The 26,957-nt window shown below is 70.0% G+C and carries 24 protein-coding genes and 1 pseudogene; 8 read left to right on the forward strand and 17 right to left on the reverse strand.

Annotated elements, in window-relative coordinates:
• The 5 genes and pseudogenes from Q9R08_RS00005 to Q9R08_RS00025 form a co-directional block, all read right to left on the reverse strand.
• Nucleotides 1–222 (reverse strand): annotated as a pseudogene (locus Q9R08_RS00005) (cation-transporting ATPase); the annotation flags it as partial.
• Nucleotides 223–480: 258 nt separating this feature from the next.
• Nucleotides 481–1,221: a cupin domain-containing protein gene (locus tag Q9R08_RS00010; RefSeq protein WP_308865741.1), complete on the reverse strand. Its 741-nt coding sequence runs from the start codon at nt 1,219–1,221 to the stop codon at nt 481–483.
• A 21-nt stretch (nt 1,222–1,242) separates the two neighbouring features.
• Nucleotides 1,243–2,157, reverse strand: a complete 915-nt coding sequence (locus Q9R08_RS00015; RefSeq protein ID WP_308865742.1) for a DUF6807 domain-containing protein — start codon at nt 2,155–2,157, stop codon at nt 1,243–1,245.
• Nucleotides 2,154–3,269, reverse strand: coding sequence for a Gfo/Idh/MocA family protein (locus Q9R08_RS00020; RefSeq protein WP_308865743.1), 1,116 nt, complete (start codon nt 3,267–3,269; stop codon nt 2,154–2,156). The genes Q9R08_RS00015 and Q9R08_RS00020 overlap by 4 nt, the downstream gene beginning before the upstream one ends.
• Before the next feature lie 92 nt (nt 3,270–3,361).
• Complete coding sequence (locus Q9R08_RS00025) at nt 3,362–4,675, reverse strand: ABC transporter substrate-binding protein (RefSeq protein ID WP_308865744.1); 1,314 nt, start codon at nt 4,673–4,675, stop codon at nt 3,362–3,364.
• A 137-nt stretch (nt 4,676–4,812) separates the two neighbouring features.
• On the opposite strand from Q9R08_RS00025, the gene Q9R08_RS00030 reads away from it, so the two are divergent.
• The gene (locus Q9R08_RS00030; RefSeq protein ID WP_308865745.1) at nt 4,813–5,820 is read left to right on the forward strand and encodes a LacI family DNA-binding transcriptional regulator; all 1,008 of its coding nucleotides are present in this window, start codon (nt 4,813–4,815) and stop codon (nt 5,818–5,820) included.
• Between the two features lie 53 nt (nt 5,821–5,873).
• Here the strand turns inward: Q9R08_RS00030 and panB are convergent, their stop codons facing one another.
• From panB to Q9R08_RS00050, 4 genes are all read right to left on the reverse strand, one after another.
• Nucleotides 5,874–6,734, reverse strand: a complete 861-nt coding sequence (gene panB / locus Q9R08_RS00035; RefSeq protein WP_308865746.1) for a 3-methyl-2-oxobutanoate hydroxymethyltransferase — start codon at nt 6,732–6,734, stop codon at nt 5,874–5,876.
• Nucleotides 6,734–7,585 carry a pantoate--beta-alanine ligase gene (gene panC / locus Q9R08_RS00040; protein ID WP_308866640.1) on the reverse strand — a complete coding sequence of 284 codons (852 nt, stop codon included), beginning with the start codon at nt 7,583–7,585 and terminating at the stop codon, nt 6,734–6,736. The genes panB and panC overlap by 1 nt, the downstream gene beginning before the upstream one ends.
• A complete protein-coding gene (locus Q9R08_RS00045) occupies nt 7,582–8,376 on the reverse strand; it encodes a DUF2520 domain-containing protein (protein WP_308865747.1) in 795 nt (264 codons plus the stop codon). The genes panC and Q9R08_RS00045 overlap by 4 nt, the downstream gene beginning before the upstream one ends.
• Nucleotides 8,377–8,444: 68 nt before the next feature.
• Nucleotides 8,445–9,902 (reverse strand): purine-cytosine permease family protein, encoded by a 1,458-nt coding sequence (locus Q9R08_RS00050; protein WP_308865748.1) that lies wholly within the window; start codon nt 9,900–9,902, stop codon nt 8,445–8,447.
• A gap of 124 nt (nt 9,903–10,026) precedes the next feature.
• Here Q9R08_RS00050 and Q9R08_RS00055 point away from each other — a divergent pair, with 124 nt between their 5' ends.
• Complete coding sequence (locus Q9R08_RS00055) at nt 10,027–10,659, forward strand: TetR family transcriptional regulator (RefSeq protein ID WP_308865749.1); 633 nt, start codon at nt 10,027–10,029, stop codon at nt 10,657–10,659.
• A 147-nt stretch (nt 10,660–10,806) separates the two neighbouring features.
• Complete coding sequence (helR, locus tag Q9R08_RS00060; RefSeq protein ID WP_308865750.1) at nt 10,807–12,945, forward strand: RNA polymerase recycling motor ATPase HelR; 2,139 nt, start codon at nt 10,807–10,809, stop codon at nt 12,943–12,945.
• A 22-nt stretch (nt 12,946–12,967) separates the two neighbouring features.
• Here the strand turns inward: helR and Q9R08_RS00065 are convergent, their stop codons facing one another.
• The 3 genes from Q9R08_RS00065 to Q9R08_RS00075 are packed head-to-tail and all read right to left on the reverse strand — an operon-like array spanning nt 12,968 to nt 17,042.
• On the reverse strand, nt 12,968–14,362 hold the full coding sequence (locus Q9R08_RS00065; protein WP_308865751.1) for an L-serine ammonia-lyase: 1,395 nt from the start codon (nt 14,360–14,362) through the stop codon (nt 12,968–12,970).
• Nucleotides 14,362–15,762: a DUF3100 domain-containing protein gene (locus Q9R08_RS00070; RefSeq protein WP_308865752.1), complete on the reverse strand. Its 1,401-nt coding sequence runs from the start codon at nt 15,760–15,762 to the stop codon at nt 14,362–14,364. The genes Q9R08_RS00065 and Q9R08_RS00070 overlap by 1 nt, the downstream gene beginning before the upstream one ends.
• Before the next feature lie 50 nt (nt 15,763–15,812).
• The gene (locus Q9R08_RS00075; RefSeq protein WP_308865753.1) at nt 15,813–17,042 is read right to left on the reverse strand and encodes an amidohydrolase; all 1,230 of its coding nucleotides are present in this window, start codon (nt 17,040–17,042) and stop codon (nt 15,813–15,815) included.
• A 142-nt stretch (nt 17,043–17,184) separates the two neighbouring features.
• Here Q9R08_RS00075 and Q9R08_RS00080 point away from each other — a divergent pair, with 142 nt between their 5' ends.
• The 3 genes from Q9R08_RS00080 (at nt 17,185) to Q9R08_RS00090 (ending at nt 21,222) form a co-directional block, all read left to right on the forward strand.
• On the forward strand, nt 17,185–18,180 hold the full coding sequence (locus Q9R08_RS00080; protein ID WP_308865754.1) for an Lrp/AsnC family transcriptional regulator: 996 nt from the start codon (nt 17,185–17,187) through the stop codon (nt 18,178–18,180).
• Between the two features lie 167 nt (nt 18,181–18,347).
• Nucleotides 18,348–19,562, forward strand: coding sequence for an MFS transporter (locus Q9R08_RS00085; protein WP_308866641.1), 1,215 nt, complete (start codon nt 18,348–18,350; stop codon nt 19,560–19,562).
• 139 nt (nt 19,563–19,701) lie between these two features.
• Complete coding sequence (locus Q9R08_RS00090; RefSeq protein ID WP_308865755.1) at nt 19,702–21,222, forward strand: SPFH domain-containing protein; 1,521 nt, start codon at nt 19,702–19,704, stop codon at nt 21,220–21,222.
• A gap of 27 nt (nt 21,223–21,249) precedes the next feature.
• Here the strand turns inward: Q9R08_RS00090 and Q9R08_RS00095 are convergent, their stop codons facing one another.
• Nucleotides 21,250–21,849: a hypothetical protein gene (locus Q9R08_RS00095; RefSeq protein ID WP_308865756.1), complete on the reverse strand. Its 600-nt coding sequence runs from the start codon at nt 21,847–21,849 to the stop codon at nt 21,250–21,252.
• A 216-nt stretch (nt 21,850–22,065) separates the two neighbouring features.
• Between Q9R08_RS00095 and Q9R08_RS00100 the strand changes: the two genes are divergently transcribed.
• Nucleotides 22,066–22,254: a hypothetical protein gene (locus Q9R08_RS00100; RefSeq protein WP_308865757.1), complete on the forward strand. Its 189-nt coding sequence runs from the start codon at nt 22,066–22,068 to the stop codon at nt 22,252–22,254.
• A gap of 18 nt (nt 22,255–22,272) precedes the next feature.
• Here Q9R08_RS00100 and Q9R08_RS00105 read toward each other — a convergent pair whose 3' ends face one another.
• Genes Q9R08_RS00105 through Q9R08_RS00115 form a run of 3 tightly spaced genes read right to left on the reverse strand, consistent with a single transcriptional unit; the run spans nt 22,273 to nt 24,480 of the window.
• Nucleotides 22,273–22,863, reverse strand: coding sequence for a dihydrofolate reductase family protein (locus Q9R08_RS00105; RefSeq protein WP_308865758.1), 591 nt, complete (start codon nt 22,861–22,863; stop codon nt 22,273–22,275).
• Between the two features lie 55 nt (nt 22,864–22,918).
• The gene (locus Q9R08_RS00110; RefSeq protein WP_308865759.1) at nt 22,919–23,716 is read right to left on the reverse strand and encodes an ABC transporter permease; all 798 of its coding nucleotides are present in this window, start codon (nt 23,714–23,716) and stop codon (nt 22,919–22,921) included.
• Complete coding sequence (locus Q9R08_RS00115) at nt 23,713–24,480, reverse strand: ABC transporter ATP-binding protein (protein WP_308865760.1); 768 nt, start codon at nt 24,478–24,480, stop codon at nt 23,713–23,715. Before Q9R08_RS00115 ends, Q9R08_RS00110 begins: the two co-directional genes overlap by 4 nt.
• 227 nt (nt 24,481–24,707) lie before the next feature.
• Between Q9R08_RS00115 and Q9R08_RS00120 the strand changes: the two genes are divergently transcribed.
• Nucleotides 24,708–25,250, forward strand: coding sequence for a helix-turn-helix domain-containing protein (locus tag Q9R08_RS00120; RefSeq protein ID WP_308865762.1), 543 nt, complete (start codon nt 24,708–24,710; stop codon nt 25,248–25,250).
• A 173-nt stretch (nt 25,251–25,423) separates the two neighbouring features.
• On the opposite strand, the gene Q9R08_RS00125 is transcribed toward Q9R08_RS00120, so the two are convergent.
• The gene (locus Q9R08_RS00125) at nt 25,424–26,701 is read right to left on the reverse strand and encodes an ATP-binding protein (RefSeq protein ID WP_308865763.1); all 1,278 of its coding nucleotides are present in this window, start codon (nt 26,699–26,701) and stop codon (nt 25,424–25,426) included.
• Nucleotides 26,702–26,957 lie beyond the last annotated feature (256 nt).

Consider the following 26,957-nt stretch of genomic DNA (forward strand, 5'->3'; position numbering starts at 1 on the left):
GACGCCCGGCGCGGGCGTCGGCGGGACGGGCGCGGTCCAGCGGCCCGGCGCGGTGGGCGGGGTCGCCGACCGCGGCTCGCCGGTGACGGCCCCGGCCACGTCACGCACCATCGCGCGCCAGTCCCGTCCGTTGCCGGACGTCTGCGAGCCGGAGGCGGCCTGCGAGCCTGAGGAGTCGAGCGCCTTGGCGGCGATGTCGAAGAGGCGGTTGAGAGAGCCCATGGAGGTTCCTTCCCTATCGGAGACATGGCGTGTGAAAGACCGCCAAGGTCTCCTCCGCCCCGAAGGGCCGGCAACCCGGGATCCGGCGCTGGATCCGTAGTGACGAGCGTGCCGCAGGCGGGAGTACTCCCCTTGTGCCCTCCAGCCTACGATCGGCGACGCGTCGCACCGGCCGCTTCGGCGAGCTCATCGGGCTCTCTCAGCGAATTGATCGGTTCCGGATGCGCGGCCGCGGGCCACAGCATCCGTTCCACCGTGTCAAGGCGAGACGAGCGCCTCGCTCACGGCGTAGGCCCGCAGTCGCCCGCACATGCCGAAGCCGCGCTCGGCCGGCGGCTCGGCAGCGCGCAAGACGGTCGCACCGGCGAGATGCGTCGCCTCGCCACCGGCGATCGCGCGCGTGACGTCGAGGCTCTGCGCCGCCTGCGCGACCGGGCCGCGCTCCACGATGTCGGACCACGACCCCGCGCGCTCCCGGACCAGTGCGGCTGCGGCGACGTGGAACGCCCGCAGCGGACCGAAGTCCCCGGCCGCCGCGGCGTCCCGGATCACGAGGAACCCCTCGACTGCGAGGTCCCGGCGGAGCGAAGCAGCGGCCGCTCTCACCGCCACCGACTCCTGCGGCAGCGTCGCGGCTGCGGCGTACCGCTCGGGGTCTGCGACGATGTCGGCCGGGAACGTCATGACGGCGTCGCCTGCTTCGGGGAGCCCGGCGTTGCCCATGATGACGAGCACCTTCAGCTCGCCGTGGTTGACGGCGCGGTGGATCGTGCCGGGGGTGAACCAGACGACAGAGCCTTCGCGCAGCTCGGTCTCGCGGACGCCGGTCGGTTCGACCGTGTGCAGCGCCCCGCGTCCGCCGATCACGACGTAGCACTCGGTCGAGGCCAGGTGCATGTGCGGGCTGCCGCCGCGGAGACCGTCAGGACCGGCGTCCTCGTAGACGTCGAGCAGGGTGACGGAGGTCGCTCCGGGAAAGCTCGGGGCGGTGTCGACCACGTTCGCTCCTCTCCTCACGCCTCAGACTACGACCGGCTGAAGGATGCCGCGCAGTGCGTCGGCGAGCGGCTCCGCGGCATCCGCTCCCCCGTCGGCGATGCCCACCGCGTACCGGAAGCGCACGGTCTCGCCCGGTGCGACGACGACCTCCTCGCTGAAGAAGGGCGCGGGGTTGAGCGCGGCGAACTCCTCGGACCGCGCGAACCACTGCGGCGGGTGGTGCGGGTTCGCGGCGGCGTCGAGCATGAGCACGAGGGATGTGGCGTCGATGTCGTCGTGGCGTCCGACGAAACCCATCCACTCGAAGCGCGACCCGCGGACGTCGTCCCCGGCACCCGAGGCGCCGGGCGCGACCAAGGTGCCGTCGGTGAACGAGCGTGGGCCGCGCCAGAACAGACCGCCGTAGCCGGCGTCCTCGCGGCCGCGCGTGGTCGGTGAGCCGATCGCGATCGGCGCAGCGGTCACGTTCGTCAGGCGGGTGTCGAAGGTGAGCGCCCACGCGTCTTCCGACACGATCTCGACGCTCAGCTCCCGCTGCTCGGCGAAGATGTCGTCGCCCGACTCGGTGAGCCAGCGCAGCGCGTGGCCGACCGCGGCGCGGTCGCCGGACTCTAGCTCGATCTCGCCCTCGTGCTGCTGCACGCCGTTGTTCGGCAGCTGCACATAGAACTGGCCGTGCACATAGGTCGGTCCGCCCCAGAAATTCTCGTCGTCCACTACCGGAAGCGCCCAGGCGATCCCCTTGTGCCACACGTGGTCGTGGGGACGGAACAGGCTCACGACGTGGCCCGCCCGCGTGCGGATGGGGTGAAGGTACGGCTTCGGCGACTCGACCGCCGCTGTCGTGGGCGCATACACGTAGGTGAAGAGCTCGGTCTCGCCGTCGCACACGGTGACCGCGGAGCCTGATTCGTGGGTGATGCGCAGCGCGCTCATGCGAGGACCTGCTTGACGGGTGCCCACGGGACGATCCCGCCGCTCATGGACCGGACGAACGGGTCGTCCCCGGCGAGTTCGCCGGCGTGGATCGTCGCGCCGCGGAACGCAGACGCGTACGTGGCCGCAGCGAACTCGAGGGTGTGGCGTGCGTCGGCGAGGCCGACACCGGGAGACTCGCCCGCCCCGAGCGCGTCGAAGATCGCGCGCAGCTGATCACGGTGGCCGCTCACGACCCCCGAGTCGAGGCCCTCCGCCCAGCGCGCCGCCAGGTGCTCGAGGCCCGGGGCCGGTGTGAACGTCCAGTCCTCGCTCGTGTAGCCGTACAGGTGCCGCACCTCGACCGACGCGTGTGCGAAGTCGAAGCGCAGCCGCGACGTCTCGTGCGGCGAGACGAGCGAGTTCGCCACGGTCGCGAGGGCGTCGTTCTCGAACCGCACCAGCGCCATCGAGACGTCCTCGGTGTCGGTGGGCCGCAGCTGCCGCGCCGCGAACGCGCTCACCTCGGACCATCGGCCGAAGATCGAGAACAGCAGATCGAATTGATGGATGCCGTGGCCCATGGTCGGGCCGCCGCCCTCGACATCCCACCGCCCGCGCCAGGGCACGTCGAAGTACTCGTCGGGGCGGTGCCACAGCGTCTCGCAGGTGGCGACGAGCGGGCGGCCGAGCTCCCCTGCGCCGGCGAGCGCCGCCAGGTGTCGGGCGGCCGCGCCGAAGCGGTGCTGGAAGACCGTGAGGACCGGCACGCCGGTCTGCTCCTGGACGGCGGCGAGCTCGTCCATCTCGCCGAGACTGAGCGCCGTGGGCTTCTCGACGAGCGAGGGGACACCGGCGCGCATCGCCTGGATCGCGAGGGGCGTGTGCGTCTGCGGCGGGGTGCAGATGTGCACGAGGTCGAGCCGTTCGTTCGCGAAGAGCTCGGCGGCGTCCAGGTAGACCCGGTCGACGTCGAAGCGGTCGGCGAACGCGTCGGCGCGCGCGCGGTCGAGATCGACCACACCGGCGATCTCGACGCGAGGGGCCAGGCTCTGGAGGGCCTCGGCGTGGGCGTGCGCGATGCCGCCCGTGCCGATGATGCCGACGCGGAAGGGCGGGCGGGGTGTGGACATGACCTGTGATTCCTTCTCGGTGGTGGGGGGGGTGCAGCGTGTCGGCGGGCGCGGGGCGGGGTACTCCCCGGCCGCGCCCGTCGACCACCGGGCTACTGATTGACGATGACGTCGATCTCGGCGAAGAGCTGGTCGACCGCCTCGTCCACCGTGATCGTGCCGAATCCGAGCTCCTGGCCGAGCGCCTTGAACTTGGCCTCGACCGAGCCGTAGCCGACGATCGGCACCGGCGGGGCGTCGCCGATGCGGTCGGCGATCGACTCCTCGTAGTCGATGATCTGCTGGGCGGTCTCGTCGAGCTCCACGCCGTCGAGCTGGGTCTGGGATGCCGGCATCCCTCGGTTCGTTCCGAAGATGGCGCCGACCTCGGGGCTGTTGACCAGGAAGTCGGTGAACAGGGCGGCGGCCTCGGGGTGCTCCGTGCTCGCCGCGGCGGAGATCAGCATGCCGGCCTTCTTGTACAGGTCCTTTGCTCCCTCTTGCGTGACCGGAGGCGCGACGAGGTTCAGGTCGGGATACGCCTCGCCGAGGTTCGCCTTGTAGGGAGCGCCGAAGTTGTCCCACACGATCTCGGTGAGCGCCTGGGCGGAGTCGAAGGCGCCCTTGGGAGCGACCTCCAGGATGCGCTGCTGCGGGGTGACGACGCCATCGTCGCGGAGCTCTGCGCCACGATTCCAGAAGTCGGCGAGGTCCTCCTTGGTGAAGCCGAGTTCGCCCTCCTCGGTGAAGACCGACTTGCCCTCGGAGCGGAGCACGAGCTCGAACGGCTGGATGAAGCTCGTGGGGTCCGCACCGCCCCACACCTCGAGTCCGGCGGCCTCGGCGGCCTCGCGGGCCTCGTGCAGCCACTCGTCATACTCCTCCCAGTCGCCACCGGCGAAGGGCTCGACGCCGACCTGGTCGGTGAGGACCACGTTCTCGAACATCCCGATCGCGTTCGTCGAGACGGGCATGCCGGCGATCGTGTCGTCGATCGAGGCGATCTCGAGCACGCTCTCGTCGTAGCCATCGGTGGCGATGATGTCGCCGACGTAGGGCGTGAGGTCCAGGAGCAGCCCGTTCCCCGAGTACTGGCGGACGTAGGTCATGTCCATCTGGAACACGTCCGGGAGGTTCTTGCCCGCGGCCTCGGTCTGGCGCTTCTCCCAGTACTCGTCCCAGGCGAGGAACGTGGGGTTCACCGTGATGTTCGGGTACTCCTCGTTGAACACGGCGATCGCCTCGTTGTACATCTCGGCGCGCACGTCGTTCCCCCAGAACGCGAAGTCCAGGGTCACGTCCGCATCCGGATCGTAGGTGGGCGCCGCGTCGCCGGCGGGGGTGGAGCCGGCACAGCCGGCGAGTGCTGCGGTGAAGGCGACGATCGCCACGGCGCCGACGGCGCCCGTCTTTCTGCGTGTGAACATCTTTGTCCTTTCGGAACGCTGGTCGTGTGGGGGAACACGCGGGTGAACCTTCACTTAGTGATCGATCACTAAGTTCGAGAAGCGAGAATAGTGAAGGTTCACAATCTGTGTCAACATGGATGTCGAGGGAGGCGCCCATGACAGACACCGCCGCGCATCGCCGGCCGACGATCATGGAGGTCGCCCGTCTCGCCGACGTCTCGCATCAGACGGTGTCGCGTTACTTCCGCGCCCCCGACGGACTGAAGCCCGCCACCAAGGCGCGCGTGCAGGCCGCGGTGGAGCAGTTGAACTACCGCCCGAACCTCGTCGCCCGGTCTATGCGGACGCGCCGGACCGGCAGGCTCGCGGTGGTGGTTCCGACCCTCGCGTACAGCCCCGCCCGGATGCTCTCCGGCGCCAGTGCCGCCGCGCACGAAGCCGGCTACGCGGTGGAGGTGCTGAGCCTGGAAGGCGGTGCCGACGAGCGCACCCAGCGCGTGGCGGAGCTGGCGGACTCCGGCCAGGTCGACGGCATCGTCGCCTTCGCTCCGGTCAATGCCGCTGCGGAGCTGGAAGCGTCTAGTGGCACGCCGATCGTCGCCTCGGCCGACTTCGACGACGAGATGCGCGGCATCGGCGAGCTGGCGGATGCCTCAGCGGTCGGCGAGCTGGTCCGCGGGCTCGCGGACCTCGGGCACCGCCGCTTCCTCCACATCACCGGCGACCTGCAGTTCGCCTCGGCGCGCGCACGACGCGACACCTACCTGGAGGCGATCGACGCGCTCGGCCTGGAGTCCTTCGGCGTCGTGGAAGGCGATTGGTCTTCGGAGTCGGGAATGGCCGCGATCCGGGGCCTTCCCGACCAGGATCGCCCCACCGCAGTGGTGGCGCCGAACGATCTCGTCGCTGCCGGCGCGATCCGCGGCGCGATCGACCGCGGCTGGGCCGTGCCCGAAGACGTCAGCGTCACCGGGTGGGACGACCAGCCGCTCGGGCGCCTGCTGCGCCCGGCGCTGACCACCGTGGAGGTCGACCTCGAAGGCCTGGGCTCACGCGCGATGGCACGGCTCATCACAGCCCTGCGCGACGAGCCGCTCCCGTCCGAGGTCCGCCCGATCCACCGCGTCATCTGGCGCGAGTCGACGGGCGTCGCACCGCGCTGACGGCAGCGCCGCCAGCTGGCACCGCTGCGCGGGCCACGGTACGCGGCATCCGTTCAGTCGGTGGCGGGGGTGGCGAGGGCGTCGCGGGCCGCGGCCACGGCAGCCTCGTTCGCGGTGTAGCCGTGCTCGGCGCCCGGGAACACGCCGCTGCGCACTTCGGCCGCGTACGCCGCGACGCCGCCGGCCATCTCGTCACCGACGGCCGCGAAGCGCTTGACGAAGGCCGCCGTCTTGCCCTCGGTGATGCCGAGGAGGTCGTGCATCACGAGCACCTGACCGTCGGCGCGACCGGCGCCGATCCCGATCACGGGGATGTCGAGGGCCGGGAGCACGACGTCGACGACCTCGGCCGGCACCGCCTCGATGACGAGCACGCTGGCGCCGGCCTCCTGCACCGCGACCGCCTCGCGTGCGAACCGCGCCGCGGAATCGGCGGTGCGGCCCTGCGCGCGCATGCCGCCGAGGGCCACCGCGGTCTGCGGCGTCAGCCCGACGTGCGCGACGACGGCGATGCCGGCCGCAGCGATCGCGCGGATGCGGCTCAGCCGCGCCTCGCCGCCGCCTTCGAGTTTCACGGCGTCGGCCCCCGCCTCGCGGACGAATCGCACAGCGGTCGCGACCGCCTGCTCGTCCGACACCTCGGTCGAGCCGAACGGCAGGTCGCAGACGACGAACGCCGACCGCACCCCGCGGCGGACCGCACGGGCGAGCACGAGCATCTCGTCGATCGAGACCGCCACCGTCGAGTCGTAGCCCAGCACCACCTGCGCACCCGAGTCGCCGACGAGCACCATGTCGACCTCGGCCCGCTCGGCGACGCGCGCCGTCGGGTAGTCGTAGGCCGTCACCATGACGATGGGCTCGTGGCCGGCCTTCATCTCTTCCAGCCGCCGAAGCGTCACCTGCGGGCGCATCACGCACCTCCTGCGTCGATCACGGTGTTGTCGATGAGCCGCGTCGCTCCCACCCGTGCGGCGATGGCGACCAACGTCGGCCGATCCACCTGCGCGGCCGGCTCGAACGTCTCGGGGTCGACGAACGCGACGTACTCGAGCGCGATCATGCCCTCCGCCAGCACGTCCAGCGCGCGGTCGCGGAGCGCCCGGGAATCACGGATGCCGGAGGCGGCGGCATCCGTCACCGCCTGCAGCGCGCGGGGAATGGCCAGCGCACGCGCACGCTCGTCGGGCGACAGTCGCGCGTTGCGGCTCGAGCGGGCGAGGCCGTCGTCGTCGCGGGAGGTCGGGCACACGACCAGCTCGACGGGAACGTTGAGGTCGGCCGTGAGGCGGCGCAGCACGGCGACCTGCTGCGCGTCCTTCGCCCCGAAGTAGGCGGCGTCGGGGAGCGCCGCGAGCAGCAGCTTCGTCACGACGGTCGCGACGCCGTCGAAGTGCGCGCGGCCGCGCTGGGCGCCCTCGAGGGTCTCGGCGACAGGTCCGGTCACGCTCACCGTCGTGGCGAAGCCGTCGGGATACATCTCGGCGGCGTCCGGGGCGAACACCACATCGACGCCGGCTTCCGCCGCGAGCGCGACGTCGCTCTCCTCGGTGCGCGGATAGGCGGCGAGGTCGGCCTGCTCGTTGAACTGCGTCGGGTTCACGAAGATCGACATCACGACACTGTCGTTGCGGGCGCGGGCGGCGCGCACCAGCGAAAGATGCCCCTCGTGCAGGGCCCCCATCGTCGGCACGAGACCGATGCGGCCGCCGCGTCGATCGCGCAGCGCGGATCGCAGGTCCGCGACCGTGCGGACGACGATCACCATGACGTCTCCCCCGCTCGGGGACCCGTGGCACGAGCGGCCGTCGAGGTACGAGCGGCCGCCAGTTCCCGCGTCGCCGCGACGAGGGCGTCGAAGAGCTCGGCGCGCTGGGGCAGACGCTCCTGCACGGCCACGCGCTGGCGTGCCACCGTCTCGTCGTCGCCGCGCGAGATGGGACCGGTGAGGGCAGCGGCGCCGTCGGACTGCCAGTTCTCGACCGTCGCGCGTACGAGGGGCGCGAACGCCTCCCGTGGGACCCCGGCCGTGGCGGCGAGGTCCTCGGCGAACCATTCGAGCGTCACCAGGAAGTTCGAGGCGATCGATGCCGCCGCGTGGTACGCGGCGCGATCGGCGTCGGCGACTTCGAACGGCGCCATCCCCAGGGCGTCCGCGAGGGCGCGGGCGGCCGTGAGGGCACGAGGGGTCGACCCGGCGACCGCGGCAGGAACCCCGTCGAACGACGCGTCCCCACCGGCCACCGTCGTGAGGGGATGAATGCTGAATGCCTCGTGCGGCGCCAGAGGCCCGAGCGTCGATGCGCCCGAGAAGTGCCCCACGAGGGGTCCGCGTGCGATGAGGACTGCGGCGGCCGCGATCTCGGCATCCGGAACGGCCAGCAGCACGAGGTCGGCATCCGCTGCGGTGTCGCCGCGGCCGAGCGGTCCGCGCACGTCAGCACCCGCGGCCCGCAGCGCGGCAGCCATCGACCGGCCGACACGCCCGTCGCCGACGATCGCGATCACGCCCAAGGCGCCTCCGGCGCGCGCGTGATCGGGGTCGAGGTCCGGCATCGTCGTCGTCTCCCGTCGCGCGCGGTGTGAATGAACCTCGTTCAAAATACCCCGTCGCGCGGAGGACGTCAGACGCCGGTGGGCCGTCCCGCCTTTCCGAGCGGCGTGCGCAGCAGCACGGTGTAGACCAGAACCGACACCAGCATCCCGACCGGCACCGAGAGATCGACGTAGCCGAGGCTCTCTGCGATGGGCCCGGTCCAGACCTCGGTCGACAGGCACAGGGCGGTCGCCGTGCCGCCGATCAGCACGGCCACCATGCCGGGAACGCTCCATCCCCCGCTGTACCAGAAGCGGCCGCCTCGCTCCTCGTCGAAGAGCTCGACGCCGTCGTAGCGGTTGCGTCGCATCGCGACGTCGGCGACGAACACGGCCATCGTGGGCGCCGAGACGATGACGAGGAACTGCAGCATCAGGTTGACGGCATCCAGAAGGTTCGTCGACAGCACGAGGTAGATCGTGAGCGCCGTGCCGATGATGCCCACGACCACCGCGGCAGGGATGCGGCGGATGGGGATGCCGATGGCCTGCAGCGCCATGCTCGAGGTGTACGTGGTCATGCCGTTGAGAGCGATGGTGTTCGTGATCACGCCGATGACCAGGACCGGCCCGAGCCACGCGGGAAGCATGCCGAGGAGGGCGGATTCGATGCCCGCATCCATCACCGCGCCGGCGGCGACGGTCGCCAGCAGCGCCCCGACGATCGTGAACACCATGCCGGGCAGCGCGCCGCCGAGGGCGGTGGCGGCGATGATGTGCGAGGGCTTCGTCGATCGCGGCAGATATCGCGCGATGTCGGGACTGTTGATGAACGAGATCGGCGACGAGGCGATGATCGTGAAGCCGATCGTGATCGCCGACCACAGCGCCACGCCCGACAGCGGCTCGGGCTGCTGGAATCCCCAGTCGACCTGCGGCAGGATGAACGCCGCGACGGTCACGAAGATGACGGCCAGCACGATCGCCAGCCACGAGTACACCCGCAGGATCAGTGCGTGGCCGTAGACGGCCACGAGCACGGTGAGTGCGGAGATCACGAGCGTCACGGCGATGGGCACGATGACGGGGTCGGTCAGCCCCATTCCCGCGAGCAGGCCCGCGCCCAGGAACGACGACGCGAGCCAGTTGAGCGACAGGAACACCGCTCCGATCAGCCAGCCGGTGAAAGCCACGACCGGCTTGTTGCCGATGATGCCGTAGATGGCGCGCGTGATGACCGAGCCGGAGGTGCCGGCCGCGGGGCCGCTGATCGCGATGAGGCCGGGGAAGACCCACAGCAGCGATCCGGCGATCACGACGAGCACCGCCTGCCACAGCTCCAGCCCCAGCAGCACGAGAGTGGCCCCGACGGTGAAGTTCAGGATGCTGACGCTCGGCGCGGCCCAGACGAAGAAGAGGTCGCGAGCCCGGCCGTGACGCTCGCCGGCTCCGATCAGCTCGATGCCGCGCGTCTCGGGCTGGTTCGGGGCATCGACGAACTCGGTCGGCTGCGGGGACGCCTGCGCGGTCTGCGGGTGCTGCGACACGGTGATCCTCTCGGGGCGGACCGGACGACGTCGTCGGGCCGCGGCTTCATTGCTCTCGGGACACGGCGGCTATTGGCCGTGCGGACAATAGGCTATTGGTCACACATCCAGTAGCATGGGCGGCATGGTGTCAAGCGGCGATGCGCGACGTGTCCGCAAGCGGCCGGAAGAGCGCCGCGAAGAGATCCTGGCGGCCGCCGCCGATATCGCGCTGACCGAGGGCCTCGAGCGCATCACCCTGCGTGCGGTCGCCGACCGGCTCGGTGTGCGCCCGGGGCTGATCACGCACTACTTCCCCGCGGCCGAGGACCTCGTCGTCGCCGCGTTCGCACGCGCCGCCGCGGCCGAGCGCGCCGAGCTGTTCCCCCCGGAGGGCACCGCCACGCAGCGGCTGGCCCGCCTGGTCACAGGGTTCGAGAGCCGTGACTCGTGGGACCTCGCGCGACTGTGGCTGAACGCCCGCCACCTCTCGCGTTTCAGCCGGCCGCTGAACGAGGCGTTGGTCGAACAGGAGACGCTCAATCGGGCCGGCATCGTCGACATCATCCAGCACGGCATCAGCGCCGGCGAATTCGCTTCCGTGGATGCTCACGCGGCGGGCGTCCGCATCCTGATGGCGGTGGACGGGCAGAGCGCCTCGGTGAACAACGCCCGCGACATCGGTGGCGACGAGCACGAGCAGTTCGTGTCGGACGTCGCCGAGTGGACACTGGGTCTGAAGCCGGGAACACTGCGGGCGAGCGCCCGTTCGAACTGAGTTCCTCCCCGCCGGCACTTCCAGGATACCGGGCGGAGGGGGCCTTGCGGCAAGGGCCCCCTGGAGGCGCATACTTGTCGGTCGCGACGCCTCCCCGCCCTTCCTCCACCAAACGCTGCGTCGTGATGTCCGCCAGGAGCAGATGCCGTGAATCCCATTCAGACCAGCCCTTTCGAGCTGCCCGAACGCCTCGCCGCCAAGTCCGACCCCGCACTGATCAGCGCCGACGAACAGCAGTTCGCCGCGATCGCCGACAGCCTGGCCCGGTCCATCGACGGCCTCGAGGGGCGCCTGTCCGAGCTGCGCCGACGCCCCGGCGGGCACGGGCAGGCTGGCCTCGAGCGCGACCTCGAGATCCATCGCCTCTCCGGACGCCTCCGCGTGCTGCGACGCTTCACGATGGACGCGTGCCTCGGGCGCATGGTGCCCGCCGACGGCTCAGAGCCCGTGTACATCGGCCGCTTCGGACTGACGGATGCCGCGGGGCGGCGCCTCCTCGTCGACTGGCGCACGCCGGCCGCCGAGCCGTTCTTCGCGGCGACCCACGCGAACCCCTCGGGCCTCGCGAGTCGTCGCCGCTACCGGTGGACCGGTGGCCGCGTGACGGACTACTGGGACGAGGTGTTCACGGCCGACGGGCTCGAGCACAACGCCGCTCTCGACGACCAGTCCGCGTTCATCGCGAGCCTGGGCGCAAGCCGGTCGCCGCGCATGCGCGACGTGCTGGGCACGATCCAGGCCGATCAGGACGCGATCATCCGCGCCGGCTCACGCGGCTCCCTGGTGGTCGACGGCGGCCCGGGCACCGGCAAGACGGTGGTCGCGCTCCACCGCGCCGCGTATCTCGTCTACTCCGACCCGCACCTGGGCGAGGGACGCGGCGGCGTGCTGTTCGTCGGCCCGAGCCCCGCCTACCTGTCGTACGTCGAGGACGTGCTGCCGAGCCTCGGCGAAGAGAGCGTGCAGACCTGCACGCTGCGCGAGCTCGTCGCCGAGGGCATGACCGCCGACGTCGAGCGCGACCCGCGCGTCGAGCGGCTCAAGGCCGACGCGCGCATGGTCGACGCGATCGAACCGGCGGTGCGGCTGTACGAGGAGCCGCCTGCCGAGGGACTCGTGGTCGAGACGCCCTGGGCCGAACTGTGGCTCAGCCCGCAGGACTGGGCCGAGGCGTTCGCGTCGGCCGAGCCCGGCACGCCGCACAACGAGGCGCGCGACCAGGTCTGGGAGACGGTCCTCGACATCCTCACCGACCAGGTGGACGGCGAGGAGGTGCCGCCGCACCAGCTGCGGCGGGCGCTCGCGCGTCACGAGGAGCTGACGCACGCCTTCGCGCGCGCGTGGCCACTGGTGGAGGCATCCGTCCTCCTGTCGGATCTCTGGTCGGTGCCCGCCTACCTGCGCCGCTGCGCGCCGTGGCTCACTCCCGACGAGGTGGCGGCGCTGCAGCGGCCCGACGCCACCGGGTGGACGACGGCGGATCTGCCGCTGCTCGACGCGGCACGGCGCCGGCTCGGCGACCCCGGTGCCTCGCGCCGTCGCCGGGAGCGGGAGGCCAAGCTCGCGCAGGAGCGCGAGTACATGGCGCAGGTGGTCGACCGCCTCAAGGAGGCCGGCGACGAGATGATGCAGTGGCTCGACGGCGACGATCTGCGCAACAGCCTCGTCGACGACTCGGTGCTGGAGGCGTCCGACCCCGACCTGCTGGCCGGGCCGTTCGCGCACATCATCGTCGACGAGGCTCAGGAGCTCACCGACGCCCAGTGGAGGATGCTGCTGGCGCGCTGCCCGTCTCGCAGCTTCACGGTGGTCGGAGATCGGGCCCAGGCGCGGCATGGATTCCGGGAGTCATGGCAGGAGCGACTCGACCACGCAGGACTCACCGACGTGAGCATCGCCTCGCTCACCATCAACTACCGCACGCCGAGCGAGGTCATGGCCGAGGCGGAGCCGGTGATCCGGGCGGCGATCCCCGACGCGAACGTGCCCACGTCGATCCGTTCCAGCGGAGTCCCCGTGCTCCGTGCCGCGGTGACCGAACGCGACGGCGTCCTGGGCGACTGGCTCGCGGCACACCCCGAAGGCACCGCCTGCGTCATCGGCGACCCGTCGTTCGCCGCGCAGGAGCGCGTGCGCTCGCTGACGCCGGAGCTCGCGAAAGGTCTGGAGTTCGACTTCGTCGTGCTGGTCGAGCCGTCGAGGTTCGGCGAGGGGATCGAGGGCGCGGTGGACCGCTACGTCGCGATGACGCGCGCGACCCAGCAGCTGGCGGTGCTCGAGGCGTAGCGGGAGCGGGGCTCGTCGTCGATCAGCACTCGACGACGTTGACGGCGAGCCCTGCCGCGCTCGTCTCCTTGTAGCGGGAGGACATGTCGGCGCCGGTCTGGCGCATCGTCTCGATCGCGGTGTCGAGGTCCACGATGTGGCTGCCGTCGCCGAGCAGCGCGAGGCGGCTCGCCGTCATCGCCGTCGAGGCCGCGACCGCGTTGCGTTCGATGCACGGGATCTGCACGAGCCCCGACACCGGGTCGCAGGTGAGGCCGAGATGGTGCTCGATCGCGATCTCCGCCGCGTTCTCGATCTGTGCGGGCGTGCCGCCGCGCACCGCCGTGAGCCCGGCGGCCGCCATCGCGCAGGCGCTGCCGACCTCCGCCTGGCAGCCGGCCTCGGCGCCAGAGATCGAGGCGTTGGCCTTGATGATCGACCCGATCGCGGTCGCCGTCAGCAGGAACTGGCGGATGAGCTGCGGGTCGAACCCGGCCGTCGCGACCGATTGGTACAGCACCGCGGGGAGGACGCCGGCGGCGCCGTTCGTCGGCGCGGTCACCACCCGTCCGCCCGCCGCGTTCTCCTCGTTGACCGCGAGCGCGTAGATCGAGACCGCCTCCGCGGCATCCGTCGACTCCCCGCGTTCGGCGAGCCGGCGCCATGCCGCAGCCGCCCGGCGCGGCACGCGCAGGCCACCCGGCAGCACGCCGTCGGAGTGGAGACCGCGCTCGATGCACGCCCGCATCGCCGTCCAGATCGCGTCGAGCCCGCGATGGGCAGCGACGTCTCCGTGGGCAGCGACCTCGGCCTCCCAGGCGACGTCGGCGATGCTGCGTCCGCGCGAGAGGTCGAGCAGCTCCCGCATGCTGCGGAAGGCGGGAGCGCTCGGCGTCACGGGGCCCGGCTCCTGAGGGTGCGGGTCCGCCGCATCGGCCACCGCCGGCTCCCCGAGACGCCGGATGAAGCCGCCGCCGACCGACAGATACGTCTCCTCGACGACGTCACCCGAGGCGAGCTCGGCGCGCAGCGTCAAGGAGTTCGGGTGCCCGTGGGGACGCTCGCGCGGCGCGAACGTCAGGTCGTCGCGTGTGAACCGCACGTCCCCGATGTCGAGCACACGACCGGCCTCAAGCACCGCCCACGCGCCGTGGACGACCGCCGGGTCGACGGTCTCGGGACGGTGTCCGCGCAGGCCGGCGATGACGGCATCCGGGGTTCCGTGCCCGACTCCCGTCGCGGCGAGCGAGCCGTCGAGGCGGCAGCCGAACCGGACCACCGCCGCCAGCAGTCCGCCGTCGGCGAGACGATCGCGGAAGTCGGCGGCCGCGCGCATCGGGCCGACGGTGTGCGAGCTCGAGGGGCCGATGCCGATCGAGAAGAGGTCGAGCGCGGAGGTGTACACCCCGCGCTCGACCTCGACGGCGGTGCCCGTCATCAGCCCCACAGTCCCAGCGCGAACTCGGCGACCACGGCCGAGAGGATGAACGACGCCGCGATGGCGACCGTCCCGACGGGGATGATCTTCCAGCCGATGCTCTTGAGCATCGGAAGGTCCTTGCCGAGGCTCAACCCGGCGATCGTGAGCATGACGGTGATGAGCGAGAGGAAGTCGATGGTGTCCGACACCGTCGTGAACCATCCGGCGACCGGCGAGACCGGCGACGTGAGCAACGCGCCCACCGTCATCACCACGATGATCGCCGGAACCTTGCCGCGAGTCACCCTGGCGAGGGCGATTCCCCCGGCGACCAGTGCCCCCATCACGAGGTAGGCGATCACCATGTCCCACGAGAATCCCTTCGCCGCGATCGTGGCGACCACGATGCCGGCGAACCCGATGATGAGCAGCGACACCCACAGCGGCACCCGCACGTTCGGCTTCTCGAGCACCGTCTCGGCCACGGTCTTGACCGCCGAGGTCGGCATGGCGCCCTGGGCCTTCGCCCGGCGACCCGGCAGCGCCGCATCCTTGTTGCGGGTGAGGAGCTTGTAGAAGCGGTCCGCGAGGGGCAGCGACACCCACACCCCGATGTACACCCCGAGCACACCCGTGATGAGGTTCGAGGTGGCGGCTAGCGCCAGCACCTGATCCTGCATGTCGGGGTGGGCCGACACGATGACGGATGCCGCAGCCGCCATCATCGACCCCGAGCCGACACCCGCTCCCATCGCGAGTGCGAGAGGGTCGAAGACGCCGAGCGAAGCGGCGAGCGAGGCGATGAGACTCACGATGATGGCGCCGAAGATGGTGCCGAACACGTACATCGAGAGCACTCCGCGGTACTGCGGCGAGTCGGAGCCGTAGCGCTCGCTGACCATCGCGAACGAGCCCTCGCGGTCGATGGAGAAGGTGGCGCCGACCGTCGCCGGCCCCATGCGCAGCAGCACGGCGAGCGGGAGTGCCAGTGCGATGGTGCCGAACAGGTGGCCGACCTCCTGCAGCAGCAGTGCGGGGCCTGCCTGCAGAAGCAGCGGGATGTTGGGGCCGATCGTGAACGACAGCCGCGCGCAGAGGAAGAGCACGGCGACGCCCATGATCACGGTGGCCGCCTGCTGCAGATCGATCGGCAGTGGCTTGAGACGCTGTCCCGATATGACGGCCCCCGCGGTGATGCCCCAGATCATGGGCAGCAGCGTCACCGACGCGATGCCGAGGGGGATCACGATGGGCCCGATCGCCTGCGCACCGGCCGAGATGGCCACGACCAGTGCGATGAGGATCCACAGCCCTGGGCTGCGGAATCCGAGGGCGATGACGGATGCCGTCTTCTGAAGAGGGCTGGGAGACTGCGGTCCTGTCGAGGCGACGTTGCCTTCATGGGTGGGAGCGGTCATGTCGGGTTCTCCAGGTGGGGAGGCGGCGCCGTCCGCGCAAGCGGGGTCGGTCATGCCTCGAGCGTGATCCGGGTCGCCCCGACGGGGCGCTCGGCGGTGCGGTGGAGCAGGTCGGCGCGCAGGGCGTCGTCCAGGGCGACGTCGAGCACCGTCCACGCGAGGATCGTGGCGGCGTCGATGACGGCCTGGTCGGCTGCGGGGGTGGCCGCAGCAGCGGTGAACTCGGGGTTGTGGGCGGGACCCGTCTGTCCGAGGAAGGCGATGGTGGGGTGGATCGAGGGCACGACCTGCGACACGTTCCCCATGTCGGTGGAGCCGCCGCCCATCTTCGCCGCGCCGATCGTGCGGCCGCGCGCCACGAGGTTGCGGTCCCAGAGGGCGCCGAGCGATGCCTCGTGCTTGACCGGCGCGTACGGGTGCTCGGTCGGAGACCACTCCCAGCCGCATCCCGTCGCGATGGCGGCACCCTCGAAGCAGGAGAGCACCCGCTTCTTCATGTCGCGCCACACATCGATGTCGTAGGCGCGCAGTTCGACCTGCACGACGGCACGGTCGGGGATGATGTTCGTCGCCTCGCCGCCGTGCGAGACGTACGCGTTGAGATTCGTGTCCTTGGGCAGCTGCTGGCGGAGGAAGGCGATGGCGGTCTGGGCGATCGCGGCCGCGGACGCCGCGTTGAGACCCTGTTCCGGCATGCCCGCGGCGTGCGCGGTCCTGCCGTGGTAGACGACCTCGAACCGGTCGACGGCGGTCGCACTGAAGGCTGTCGCCGAGATGTCCTCGCCGGTCATGCCGTGCACCATGAGCGAGAAGTCGACGTCTTCCCATGCACCGGCGAGAAGCATCGCCACTTTGCCGCCGCCGTGCTCTTCGGCAGGCGTGCCGAGCAGCTTGATCCGCAGGCCGGCCGCCTCGGCCAGCGGCGCCAGCGCGAGGGCGGCGCCCACTCCCGAGGCGGCGATGACGTTGTGCCCGCAGCCGTGGCCGATGCCGGGAAGGGCGTCGTACTCGGCGCAGATCGCTACAGTGAGGTCGCCGGTGCCGTACACCCCTTCGACGGCGGTGGCGACGCCGTACGCCCCGACCTCGACGTCGAAGCCGGCATCCTCGAGAGTGCGGGCGACCAGGGCTGCGGCCTCGTGCTCCTGCCACGACAGCTCGGGGTTCTCGTGGATCGCGTGGCTGAGGCCGAGGAGCTCGTCACGGCGTGATTCGACGTCGTCGGCGGCGTGGCGCTTCAACTCGGTGAGGGTGACGGCGTCGGTCGTGATGAGGCTCACGATGGTCCTTTCGTCGGTGCGATCGATGGGGCAATGGTGCGCCGGAGGATGTTTCGAACACATGAATTCGCGGGTTAACTGCGCGATATCCGCTCTGTATGCGTGAAAATTGCGTCACTGATGCCATCTGGGGAGGCCGCCCGTGCAAGAGATCACCCTCGATCAGACCGATCGACGGCTCGTCCACGCGCTGCAGATCGAGCCGCGCGCGAGCTGGAACGAGCTGTCCCCCGTCATCGGCGTCGACGCCAGCACGCTCGCGCGCCGGTGGGCCCGGCTGCGCGAGGAGGGCATCGCGTGGGTGACGGGGCATCCCACCCTCGGGCAGGTGTCGATCATGGAGATCGACTGCGAGCGGGCGAAGATGGATGCCGTCATCCAGGAGCTGCAGCGGGACCCCGCGGTCTACGTCCTCGACGTCACCTCCGGGTCACGCGATCTCATGGCGATCGTCTTCGCTCCTGACATCGCGGGACTGTCGGACTATTCGCTGCACCGCCTGGGCAGGCTCGAGGGCGTCCGATCGGTGCGCACACACCTCGTGAACGAGACGCTCATCGACGGCGCGAGCTGGCGACTCCGCGCGCTGGAACCGGCCGAGGCCCAGGGCGTGCGCCCTCCGAGGCCGCCGCGACCCCGTGCGGCCCACCGCGTGCCGGACGACCTGCGGGAGGCGATCGAGCGCGAGGTGTGGGCGGACGGCCGCGTCCCGATCGCGACGATCGCCGAGCGCAGCGGGTTCGCGCCGCAGCGAGTGGCCGATGCGCTCGCAACGCTTCGTGCGAGGGGGAGCCTGCGGTTCCGCACCGACATGGCGCGCGCGGCATCCGGCTGGCCCATTTATGCCTGGTATTTCGTCGAAGCGCCGGCAGAGGTGCTCGAGGTCGCCCGAACCGCCATCACGTCCGTGCCCGAGGTGCGGCTCGCCATCACCGCCGCCAGCCGCTACAACCTCATCCTGGCGGTGTGGCTGCGGCGGCTGGCCGACGTCAATCGGTTCGAGCTCGCCCTCGAGAACGCGTTGCACGGCGCCCGCATCGGCGATCGCGCCGTCGTGCTGCGGATCGCGAAGCACATGAACCAGACAGTCGGCGCCGATACACGCGCGACGGGGTTCGCCGGCCCCGCCACCGCCTAGCGACCGCCCGCCACCGCGACCCCCGTGGACGGCTCACGCCAGGAGGGATACTGTCGCGGTGTCGGCCGAAGACCCCGTGGAAAAGAGGCGGTGCCGCCATCTCCAAGACCAGTTCCACGCCAACGCTGCCCACTCCCCGCCGAGTGCAGGGCACGTACTACACGCTGATGCTCGGCAACACGCTTGCCGCGTCGTTCATCTGGGGCATCAACACCCTCTTCCTGCTCGACGCCGGGCTCACGAATCTCGAGGCCTTCTCGGCGAACGCCTTCTTCACCGCCGGGATGCTGATCTTCGAGATTCCGACCGGCGTCGTGGCAGACACCGTCGGGCGCCGAGCGTCGTATCTGCTCGGCACCATCACGCTAGCGGTGACGACCGTCATGTACTGGCTGCTCTGGGTCTGGCACTCGCCGTTCTGGGCCTGGGCGATCGTGTCGGTGCTGCTCGGGCTGGGCTTCACGTTCTTCTCGGGGGCCGTGGATGCCTGGCTCGTGGACGCCTTGAAGGCCACCGGCTATCCGGGCAGCCTCGAGACGGTCTTCGGTCGGGCGCAGATCGTCGGTGGCATCGCGATGCTCTCGGGCTCGGTGCTCGGCGGCGTCCTCGCACAGGCGACCAACCTCGGCGTGCCCTTCCTGGTGAGGGGCGCGATCCTGCTGGTGATGTTCGTCGTCGCCGCACTGCTGATGCGCGACCTCGGCTTCACACCGGATCGCAGCGAGAACCCGCTGCGCGCGACGCGCACCGTGCTGCGGGCATCCGTCCGTTACGGCCTCGGCGATCCGCCGGTCCGCTGGCTCATGCTCGCGAGCCCCTTCACCGCGGGCGTGGGCATCTACGTCTTCTATGCGCTCCAGCCGTATCTGCTGGAGCTGTGGGGCGACGAAGAGGCGTACTCGATCGCCGGACTCGCGGCGGCACTGCTGTCGGGAGCCTCGATCGTCGGCGGCGCGCTGGCGCCGTGGGCCCGCCGGCTGTTCCGCCGCCGCACCTCGGCGATCCTGCTCGCCACGATCTCGAGCGCCGTGGTGCTGATCGGCCTCGGACTGATCCGCAACTTCTGGGTCGCACTCGTGCTGGTGGCGCTCTGGGGCATCGCGTCGGCGATCGACGACCCCGTGCACCGCGCCTACCTCAACGACATGATCCCGTCCAAGCAGCGCGCCACGGTGCTCTCGTTCGACTCGCTGATGGGTTCGGCGGGCGGGGTCGTGTTCCAGCCGGTGCTGGGTCGAGCGGCGGATGTCGGGGGCTACGGCGCGTCGATGCTGTGGAGCGGGGTGATCTCGGCGGTCGCGGTGCCGTTCGTACTGCTGAGCAGGGCGCAGCGCCCGCCGGCCGACACGGCTCGCGAGGTCACCGCCCAGGCGGATGCGTAGCGGTACGGGGCATCGCCCACGCTGAAAACGGCGCGCTCCGCGACCGTGCGGCCGACCGGCGCGGTCGAGTGACATGCCGCCATGCGCATAGATTCGGTGCATGGCCCGCAATCGGCGGGCTCAACCTGGAGAATCCCACATGGATCTGTTCGGCCTCATCGGCATCGCAGTGGCTGCCGGAGTCGTCCTCGTCGTCGTCCTCATCGGCTTCATCCTCTTCCGCGCCTGGTACCAGGTGCCCAAGGCCGACGAGGCCATCGTCATCGTCGGCAAGAAGGCCCGCGACAGCACCGAGGGCGAAGCGAACAAGATGACCGTCATCAGCGGTCGGGGCGCGTTCGTCAACAAGCTGACGCAGCGCTCCGACAAGGTCTCGCTGCGTTCGCGGCAGATCAAGTTCGAGCCGACCGCCCAGACCATCAACGGCGTCACGATCGACCTGACCGGCGTCGCCCTCGTGAAGATCGGCTCCACGCCCGACCAGGTCCGACGCGCGGCCGAGCGCTTCGCGTCGCAGGACGATGCGATCGTCGTCTTCACGACCGAGCAGCTCGAAGGCGCGCTGCGCGGCGTCGTGGCGAAGCTCACCGTCGAGCAGGTCATGCAGGACCGGCAGAAGCTCAGCGACGAGATCGCCCAGGGCATCTCCGGCGACCTGCTCGCACAGGGTCTGGTGCTCGACTCGTTCGCGATCCAGGGGATCACCGACAAGAACAACTACATCTCCGCGCTCGGCGCCAAGGAGGTGCAGCGCGTCAAGCGGGAAGCGGACGTCGCAGAGATCGACGCCACACGCGAGGTGAAGAAGCGCCAGCTCGCCGCCGATGAGGCGAACCTGATCGAGCAGACCGCGCTTGACAAGAACACCGCCGCCGCGAAGTCGGAGGTCGGCCGGGCGAACGCCCAGGCCGAGCAGGCCGAGAACCTCGCCCGCGCCGAGGCCGAGCAGGGTGTGCTGCTGCAGGAGGCCAACAACACCCAGGCACGACTGGATGCCGAGGTCAAGAAGGTCGCCGACGCCGACAAGTACAGGCAGCAGACGCTGGCCGACGCCGAGGCCTACCAGCAGCAGATCGCCGCCGACGCAGAGGCGTACAAGCGCGAGAAGAACGCCGAAGCGGACCGCCGCGTCGCCCAGGAGCGCTCGGATGCCGAGGCGTATGCGGTGAAGGCGCAGGCCGAGGCGCGTGAGGCGTCCGCCTCCGCCGAGGCAGCGGCCGTCCGGATGAAGGCCGAGGCCGAAGCCGCCGCAGTTCGCGTGCAGGCGGAAGCCGAAGCAGAGGCGATCCGCCTTCGCGGTAACGCGGTTGCGGAGGCCGTCGCCGCCGAGGCGGCTGCGCTGCGCGAGAACCAGGACGCGATCCTCGCGAAGGAGATCATCGGTCAGCTGCCGCAGCTCATGGCGGAGTTCGCCAAGGGCTACGAGAAGATCGGCACCATCACCCTGATCGGCGGCGACAGCGCGGCGACACACATGGCGCGCGAGCAGTCGACGAGCCTCACGGCGACGTTCGAGAGCGTCAAGGCGGCCACCGGATTGGACCTCGGGGCGGTCGTGCAGGGCCGTTCCTTCGGCCGCGGCGTCGCAGAGGGCACCGGCATCGCAGAGGGAACCCAAGTGACCACCACGGCCGTCGACCCGGAGCCCGCCACCTCCTGATCTTGCCGACGGTGTGGCTGGACGGGGCTATCCGAACGTCTCGAGAGCGTGACGAAACGCCTCTCTCGAGGCCATCGTGTTCTCGGTGATCATCAGCGCATTGTCGCCGACTCGCCTCGTGTGCTCGCCGCGGCAGGGGATCGTGACGATCTTGGTCATCCCTGCTCGCCAGGCTCGCACGACGGCGTCGACGTCACGTCGCAACGGGCTGTCTTCGAACGAAATGCGGCGGGCTGCGATCTTCGCCTCGAAGTCTACTTGGTCCCAGTCGCGATGCGATGGGCGGTCGAGCGCGTCGGGTCCGAACTGATCCCGCCACGTAGGGCCGACGATTTCCTGAAGCGCGTCGAGGCGTTCGCGCGAGCCATTCACCGTCTGCCTGAGGCGCTCGTGCAGCGCCGGATCGGATTCTCTCCCCGCGTGCCGCGCGGCCGCGACCCACAGCAGTGGCCAGGCGTTCTCCCACTCCTGCAACGTGGGCGCCGGCGGCTGGTCGACCGGATCGACACGAGGCGTGTCACTGAGCAGTGGAGGCAGGTCGTCACCGTGCGGGCGGAGTGCGTAGGCCTCTCTGATCCACAGCAGCTCGAGCAACGGGGCGGCCCTGTCCTCGACCGAGATCACCATGTCGTGCGGCCACGGGTTTGCGGGGATCGGGTTGGTGGATCGCATGTTCCTCCGCTCGAAGACTCGACCATCGTGGCGGAAAGTCGGCCGCCTCGGAAGCGCCCTACCAGATCTGGGGACGAGCGGTCGATCGGGCTCGCCGACAGTGGCGCTCCGCGACCGCTGTCACTTGGCGGCGACGTTGAATACCGGGAAGTCACGCTCGTTCGCCTGTTCGTGGCCGTCTCCGTTCAGGGAATCCGCGAAGGGGACAGCGCCGAAGGGTGCGCCCCCGAGGGCTTCGACACCACCACGGAACTGCCGCAGCAGGGAACCGCGAGCTTCATGCGATTCGTGTCGAGGGAAGACCACGTCAGCGTGTACGTCTACGACAGGGCCGCCAACGTGAGCGGCACGCAGGGTTGAGGTTTCTTCGCGCCCCGCTCAGCTCGGCGAACGGCGCACCCGGTACCGCAGATGAAGTACCCGGTCGCCCTGAATCACCACCTCGGGATCCTCCAACAGCTGCTGCGCGTCAACCGGCCCGAAGTAGCGCTTGCCGGATCCGAGCACCACGGGTGCGACATCCATGCGCACCTCGTCGACCAGACCCGCGGCGAGCACTTGACCACCGACGTCGCCGGCAGCGACCTCGATGATGCGGCCGCCCGCAAGCTCCTGCGCCTTGGCCATGGCGGCCTCGACGCCGTCGACGAAGTGAAACGGCGCCTCCGGGTTCCAGCCCTCGGGCGGCGGCCGGTGTGTCACCACGACCACATGCTCGACCCCGCTGGGCGGCGTCCCGTCCCAGCCATCCGTCAAGTCGAACACGTGGCGGCCGACGACCGTCACCCCGATCTGGTCCCAGTAGGGCCGGACATAGTCGTAGGACGCCTGCGACACCTTCAATACACCGCTGTCGTCCAACGCCACGTCCCCGCTGAGCAACCAGTCGAACAGTGGTCCGGGCTCATCATTCTCGTCTGCAATGAAGCCGTCCACCGACACCGAGCTGTACATGACGACTTTGCCCATGGCGCACCCAACTCCTCTGCTTGGTGCCCCAAATTAGCGGGTCCGCGGCTTCCCGTCAGCGCAAGTCGCGCCGCAGCGGAACGGCGACCGCGACGCATGCCGCCGCCGCGGCATAGGCGAGCAGAACGAGCGCACCGATCGTCGGCGACGTCGGCAGGGTCGACGTCGTCGGGAGCTGCGCGGCGATGGCATCACTCAGGAAGGTGAAGTCGGTGAGGGCAGCCGTCGCACCTCCTGGGAGGTAGGGATGGATCGCGTTCACGCCGGGGATGATCATGAGCACGTGCTCGAGGAAGTAGAAGTACCCGAGCACGACGCCGACGGCGAGCAGCTGATGGCGTGCGAGTGCGCCGATGGCGACGCCGAGGATCATGTAGACGACGGCCGCCAGCGAGAGACGTCCGAGCAGCGTGACGAGTCCGACCATGGGGACCCCGAGCTCGATGCCCTGTAGTGCCGCGCCGCCCACCACGGCTGCACCCGCGAAGAGCGAGGCGACGAGCCCGTAGGCGATGCCGAGCGCGCCGAAGACGACGAGCTTCGCGGCGAGCACTCGCCCGCGGCGAGGAGCGGCGAGGAAGGTCGTGCCGATGGTGTGGTGCCGGTACTCGCTCGTGACGGCGATCGTGCCGATGAGCGCCGGCACGAAGAGCAGCAGGCCGCTCATACCCACGACGATGCCGACGCCTTCGACGGTGTCGAGTCCGGGCAACGGCGGCGTGGCGTTCTCGGGGCCGACGAGGGCCAGCAGGCCGGTCAGAGCGCCGCCGCTGCCCGCGGCGATGATGAGCGACCACATCGGGAGCCGGGTCGCGAAGAGTTTCGTGAACTCGCCTCGGATCAGCCGATTCATGCGTGGACTCCTTCGGTGCGTGTTGCTCCGGATGCTGCGGGTGCGGTGGGGGAAGCGGCCCCGGATGTGAGCCGCAGAAATGCCTCCTCGAGGCTGGTGCCGTGCGCGGTGAACTCCGCGAGCGGACCTTCCCACGCCACGTGTCCCCGATCGATCAGCACGAGGTCGTCGACGGCGTGCTGGAGTTCCGTGAGGACGTGGCTCGAGAGCAGGACCGTGCGACCGTCGGCGGCGAACTCGCGCAGGAAGGTGCGCAGCCAGACGATTCCCGCCGGGTCGAGCCCGTTCGACGGCTCGTCGAGTACCAGTACGTCCGGATCTCCGAGGAGTGCCGTGGCGAGGGACAGCCGCTGCCGCATGCCGGTCGAGAAAGAGCCCACACGACGGTCGAGATATGCGGAGATGCCGGTGAGCTCAGCCACTCGCTCCGCATTCGACGTCTCATGCCCGCCGAGCGCGGCGTACGTGCGGAGGTGTCCGCGCGCCGTCATCCCGGGATGGGCGGCGGCGATGTCTAGCACGGCCCCCACTGTGCCGGAGGGGTCATCGAGTTCGCGGTACCAGGCGCCGCCGATGAGGGCCGTTCCCGCATCGGGGAGGGTGAGGCCCAGCAGCATCCGGAGGGTCGTGGACTTGCCCGCCCCGTTGGGACCGAGGAACCCTGTGACCCGCCCGGGACGCGCGCCGAAGGTCACGTCGCTCACGGCGTCCACGCCCGCGAAGCGCTTGGCGAGTCCGGAGACCTGGATGCCTGTGCCGCTCATCGCCGAACCCGCTTCGCGAGCTCGCCGAAGACGGCACCAGCGTGCCGGTCGCTCACGAGGAGCTCTACCGAGTAGCCGCGGCGTCCGGTCAAAGGCCTCCCAGCCCGGGAAGTCGACATGAAGGTCGAGGTGTCGAGTCGAATGGCAGTCATCAGGGTGTTCCTCTCACTGACGTACGCTGGGTCAGTCAGTGAGAATGTTATCACCGTGAGAATGGTTGGCGTGCCGTGTCGAAGAACTCGCCCATCGCCGATGTCGTCATGCATCCCGTGCGGCTCCGGATCATCCAGCAACTCGGCACCCGCCAGGTCACGACCGCGGATCTTCGCGCCGCCATGCCGGATGTCCCGCAAGCGACGCTCTACCGTCATGTCGCCGCGCTCGTCGAAGCCGACATCCTCGCGGTCGTGGAGGAGCGGCGGGTGCGCGGCGCGATCGAGCGAACGTTCACCCTGGGTGGAAGGATGGCGCACGTCGACCAAGCAGAGCTCCGGGAGATGAGCGAACAGGAGTTGCGCCAGTCGTTCCTGACGTTCATCGCCCACCTCGGGGAGACGTTCGATCGCGCGAGCACTTCGGATGCCGATGGCGATTACCGCGACTTCCTCGGCTTCGGCGAAGTGCAGTTGCACGTCACCACCGCCGACCTCAGCGAAATCCAGGCCCGCCTGAGCGAGCTGCTCGCGCCCTACCTGTCCGCCACAGGTCCAGAACACCGTACCGTGACATTCGCCACAGCCCTGATACCCGAACCGCCTCGCCGAGCCTGAGACTGGCCAGCGGTTCAGGACCGAGGGAGGCGTCATCCGCCGTCGATGCCCGGCGTGGACTCGCCTCGGCAGCTAGCCCATTGTTCCCCTCGAACTCCTTCACATGGTCGGCGTGGGCCCGGCGGCCCGCTCGAGCGCAGGTGTCCTCAGCGGATCGCTCCGGGCGGGATGCGTCAGCCGCCGATCCACCCGATGTTGGCTGAATGGAGCCCGTTGGGCGGATGCGGGGACTCACTCTCACCGCCGGATCCGAGCATGGACCGCGTGAGTTGCTGGCGTGAATCCATCAGGCGGTTCAGTTCGCCGACGAGGTCCTCGTCGCGGGGGTCGCGCTCGTCTTGTAGCGCGCGGAGCACACTTCGCCGCATCAACTCCTTCGCGAAAGAGCCTGTCGTCCCTTCGGCTCGTTCCGCAGCGGCCTCGAGTGCCGCATCCGAGTACGGGAGGCCGTGCGCATAGCGACGGAACAAACGACGCCGTTCCGCCGGTGCGGGAAGGGGAACCTCGACGGCGAGATCGACCCTGCCCGGTCGCTCCGCGAGGGCACGCTCGAGCACTTCGACTCTGTTGGTCGTCATGATGAAGGCCACGTCGGCGTCGCCATCCAGGCCGTCGAGGGCGTCGAGCACTTCGAACAGCAACGGTTGAGGAGAACCGTGACGCTCCATGGCGACGAGGTCGATGTCTTCGAGCACGACGAGAGCGGGCTGAAACGTGCGCGCGATCTCGGCGGCCGCGCTGATGAAGCGGATGCTCGACCCGGTGAGGACCACGGCGGTGATGTCGGGTGTCTCGGTGAGGAGGTGACGGACGGTGAGGGTCTTGCCCGTCCCGGGTGGGCCGTACAGCAGCACGCCGCGCTTCAGGTGCTGACCCGCTCGCTTCAGGGCGTCACTCCGTTCACCGATCGTGATCACGTGCTGGACGATCTCTTCGAGCACGCCCTCCCCGAGCACGATGTCGTCGGCGGCGACTGACGGTCGCTGCACGAAGGTGGCGCCGGCGTCGCGGCCGTACTCCGTGGCTTGAAATGACAGCACCTGGCCGCGGAGAACGCTGCGCTCGATCATCGTTCGCCGGAGTGTCTCGAGGAAGCCGGTGACAACCTCATCGTCGGCACCCATCACCTCCACAACCGCGGCCGGCCTGCCGAACTGGGGAGCGGCAGCCCGCTGCGCGAGCACGATGGGCGCGCCCTCGAAGTGCAGCAGCCGCACGCCGAGCGACACCACTCTCGTGCTCGCACTCGGGCCTGTCGCCCGCTCCGTGTAGTCCACCGGGCCCGGTGCATAACGTGCGTGAGCGTTGGTGATCCACTCTGCCAGCGCTTGGTGATGCCTCTGATCTCCGCCGGTGACGCCGATGAGGCGCCCCTCGCCCTGCTCTCCCAACGCGTTCAACGCGACATCCGCATCGACCAGCCGGTGGTCGGCGATGTGCTCCACAACCACCGAAACTTGCGACGCGTCGGTCCCCAGATGGTCGCTGATCACATCGCCCAAGGGCGTGCGGGAAGGTGACAATTCGCTCGCAGCCAATTGGTTCACTCGATGGAGGTAGCTGGATACTGCGCGCATCAGATCGCGATCATCGTCCTGCAACATGGCACGACTCTTTCACACGCTCGCGACACGACATCACACGTTGAAGTGACGCGGATCGCCCACCGGCTGACGGCGGGCAGAATCCTCTCGGCTCTTTGCACGA

It is taken from the genome of Microbacterium psychrotolerans, assembly GCF_031085295.1.
GTDB classification, from domain to species: domain Bacteria; phylum Actinomycetota; class Actinomycetes; order Actinomycetales; family Microbacteriaceae; genus Microbacterium; species Microbacterium psychrotolerans.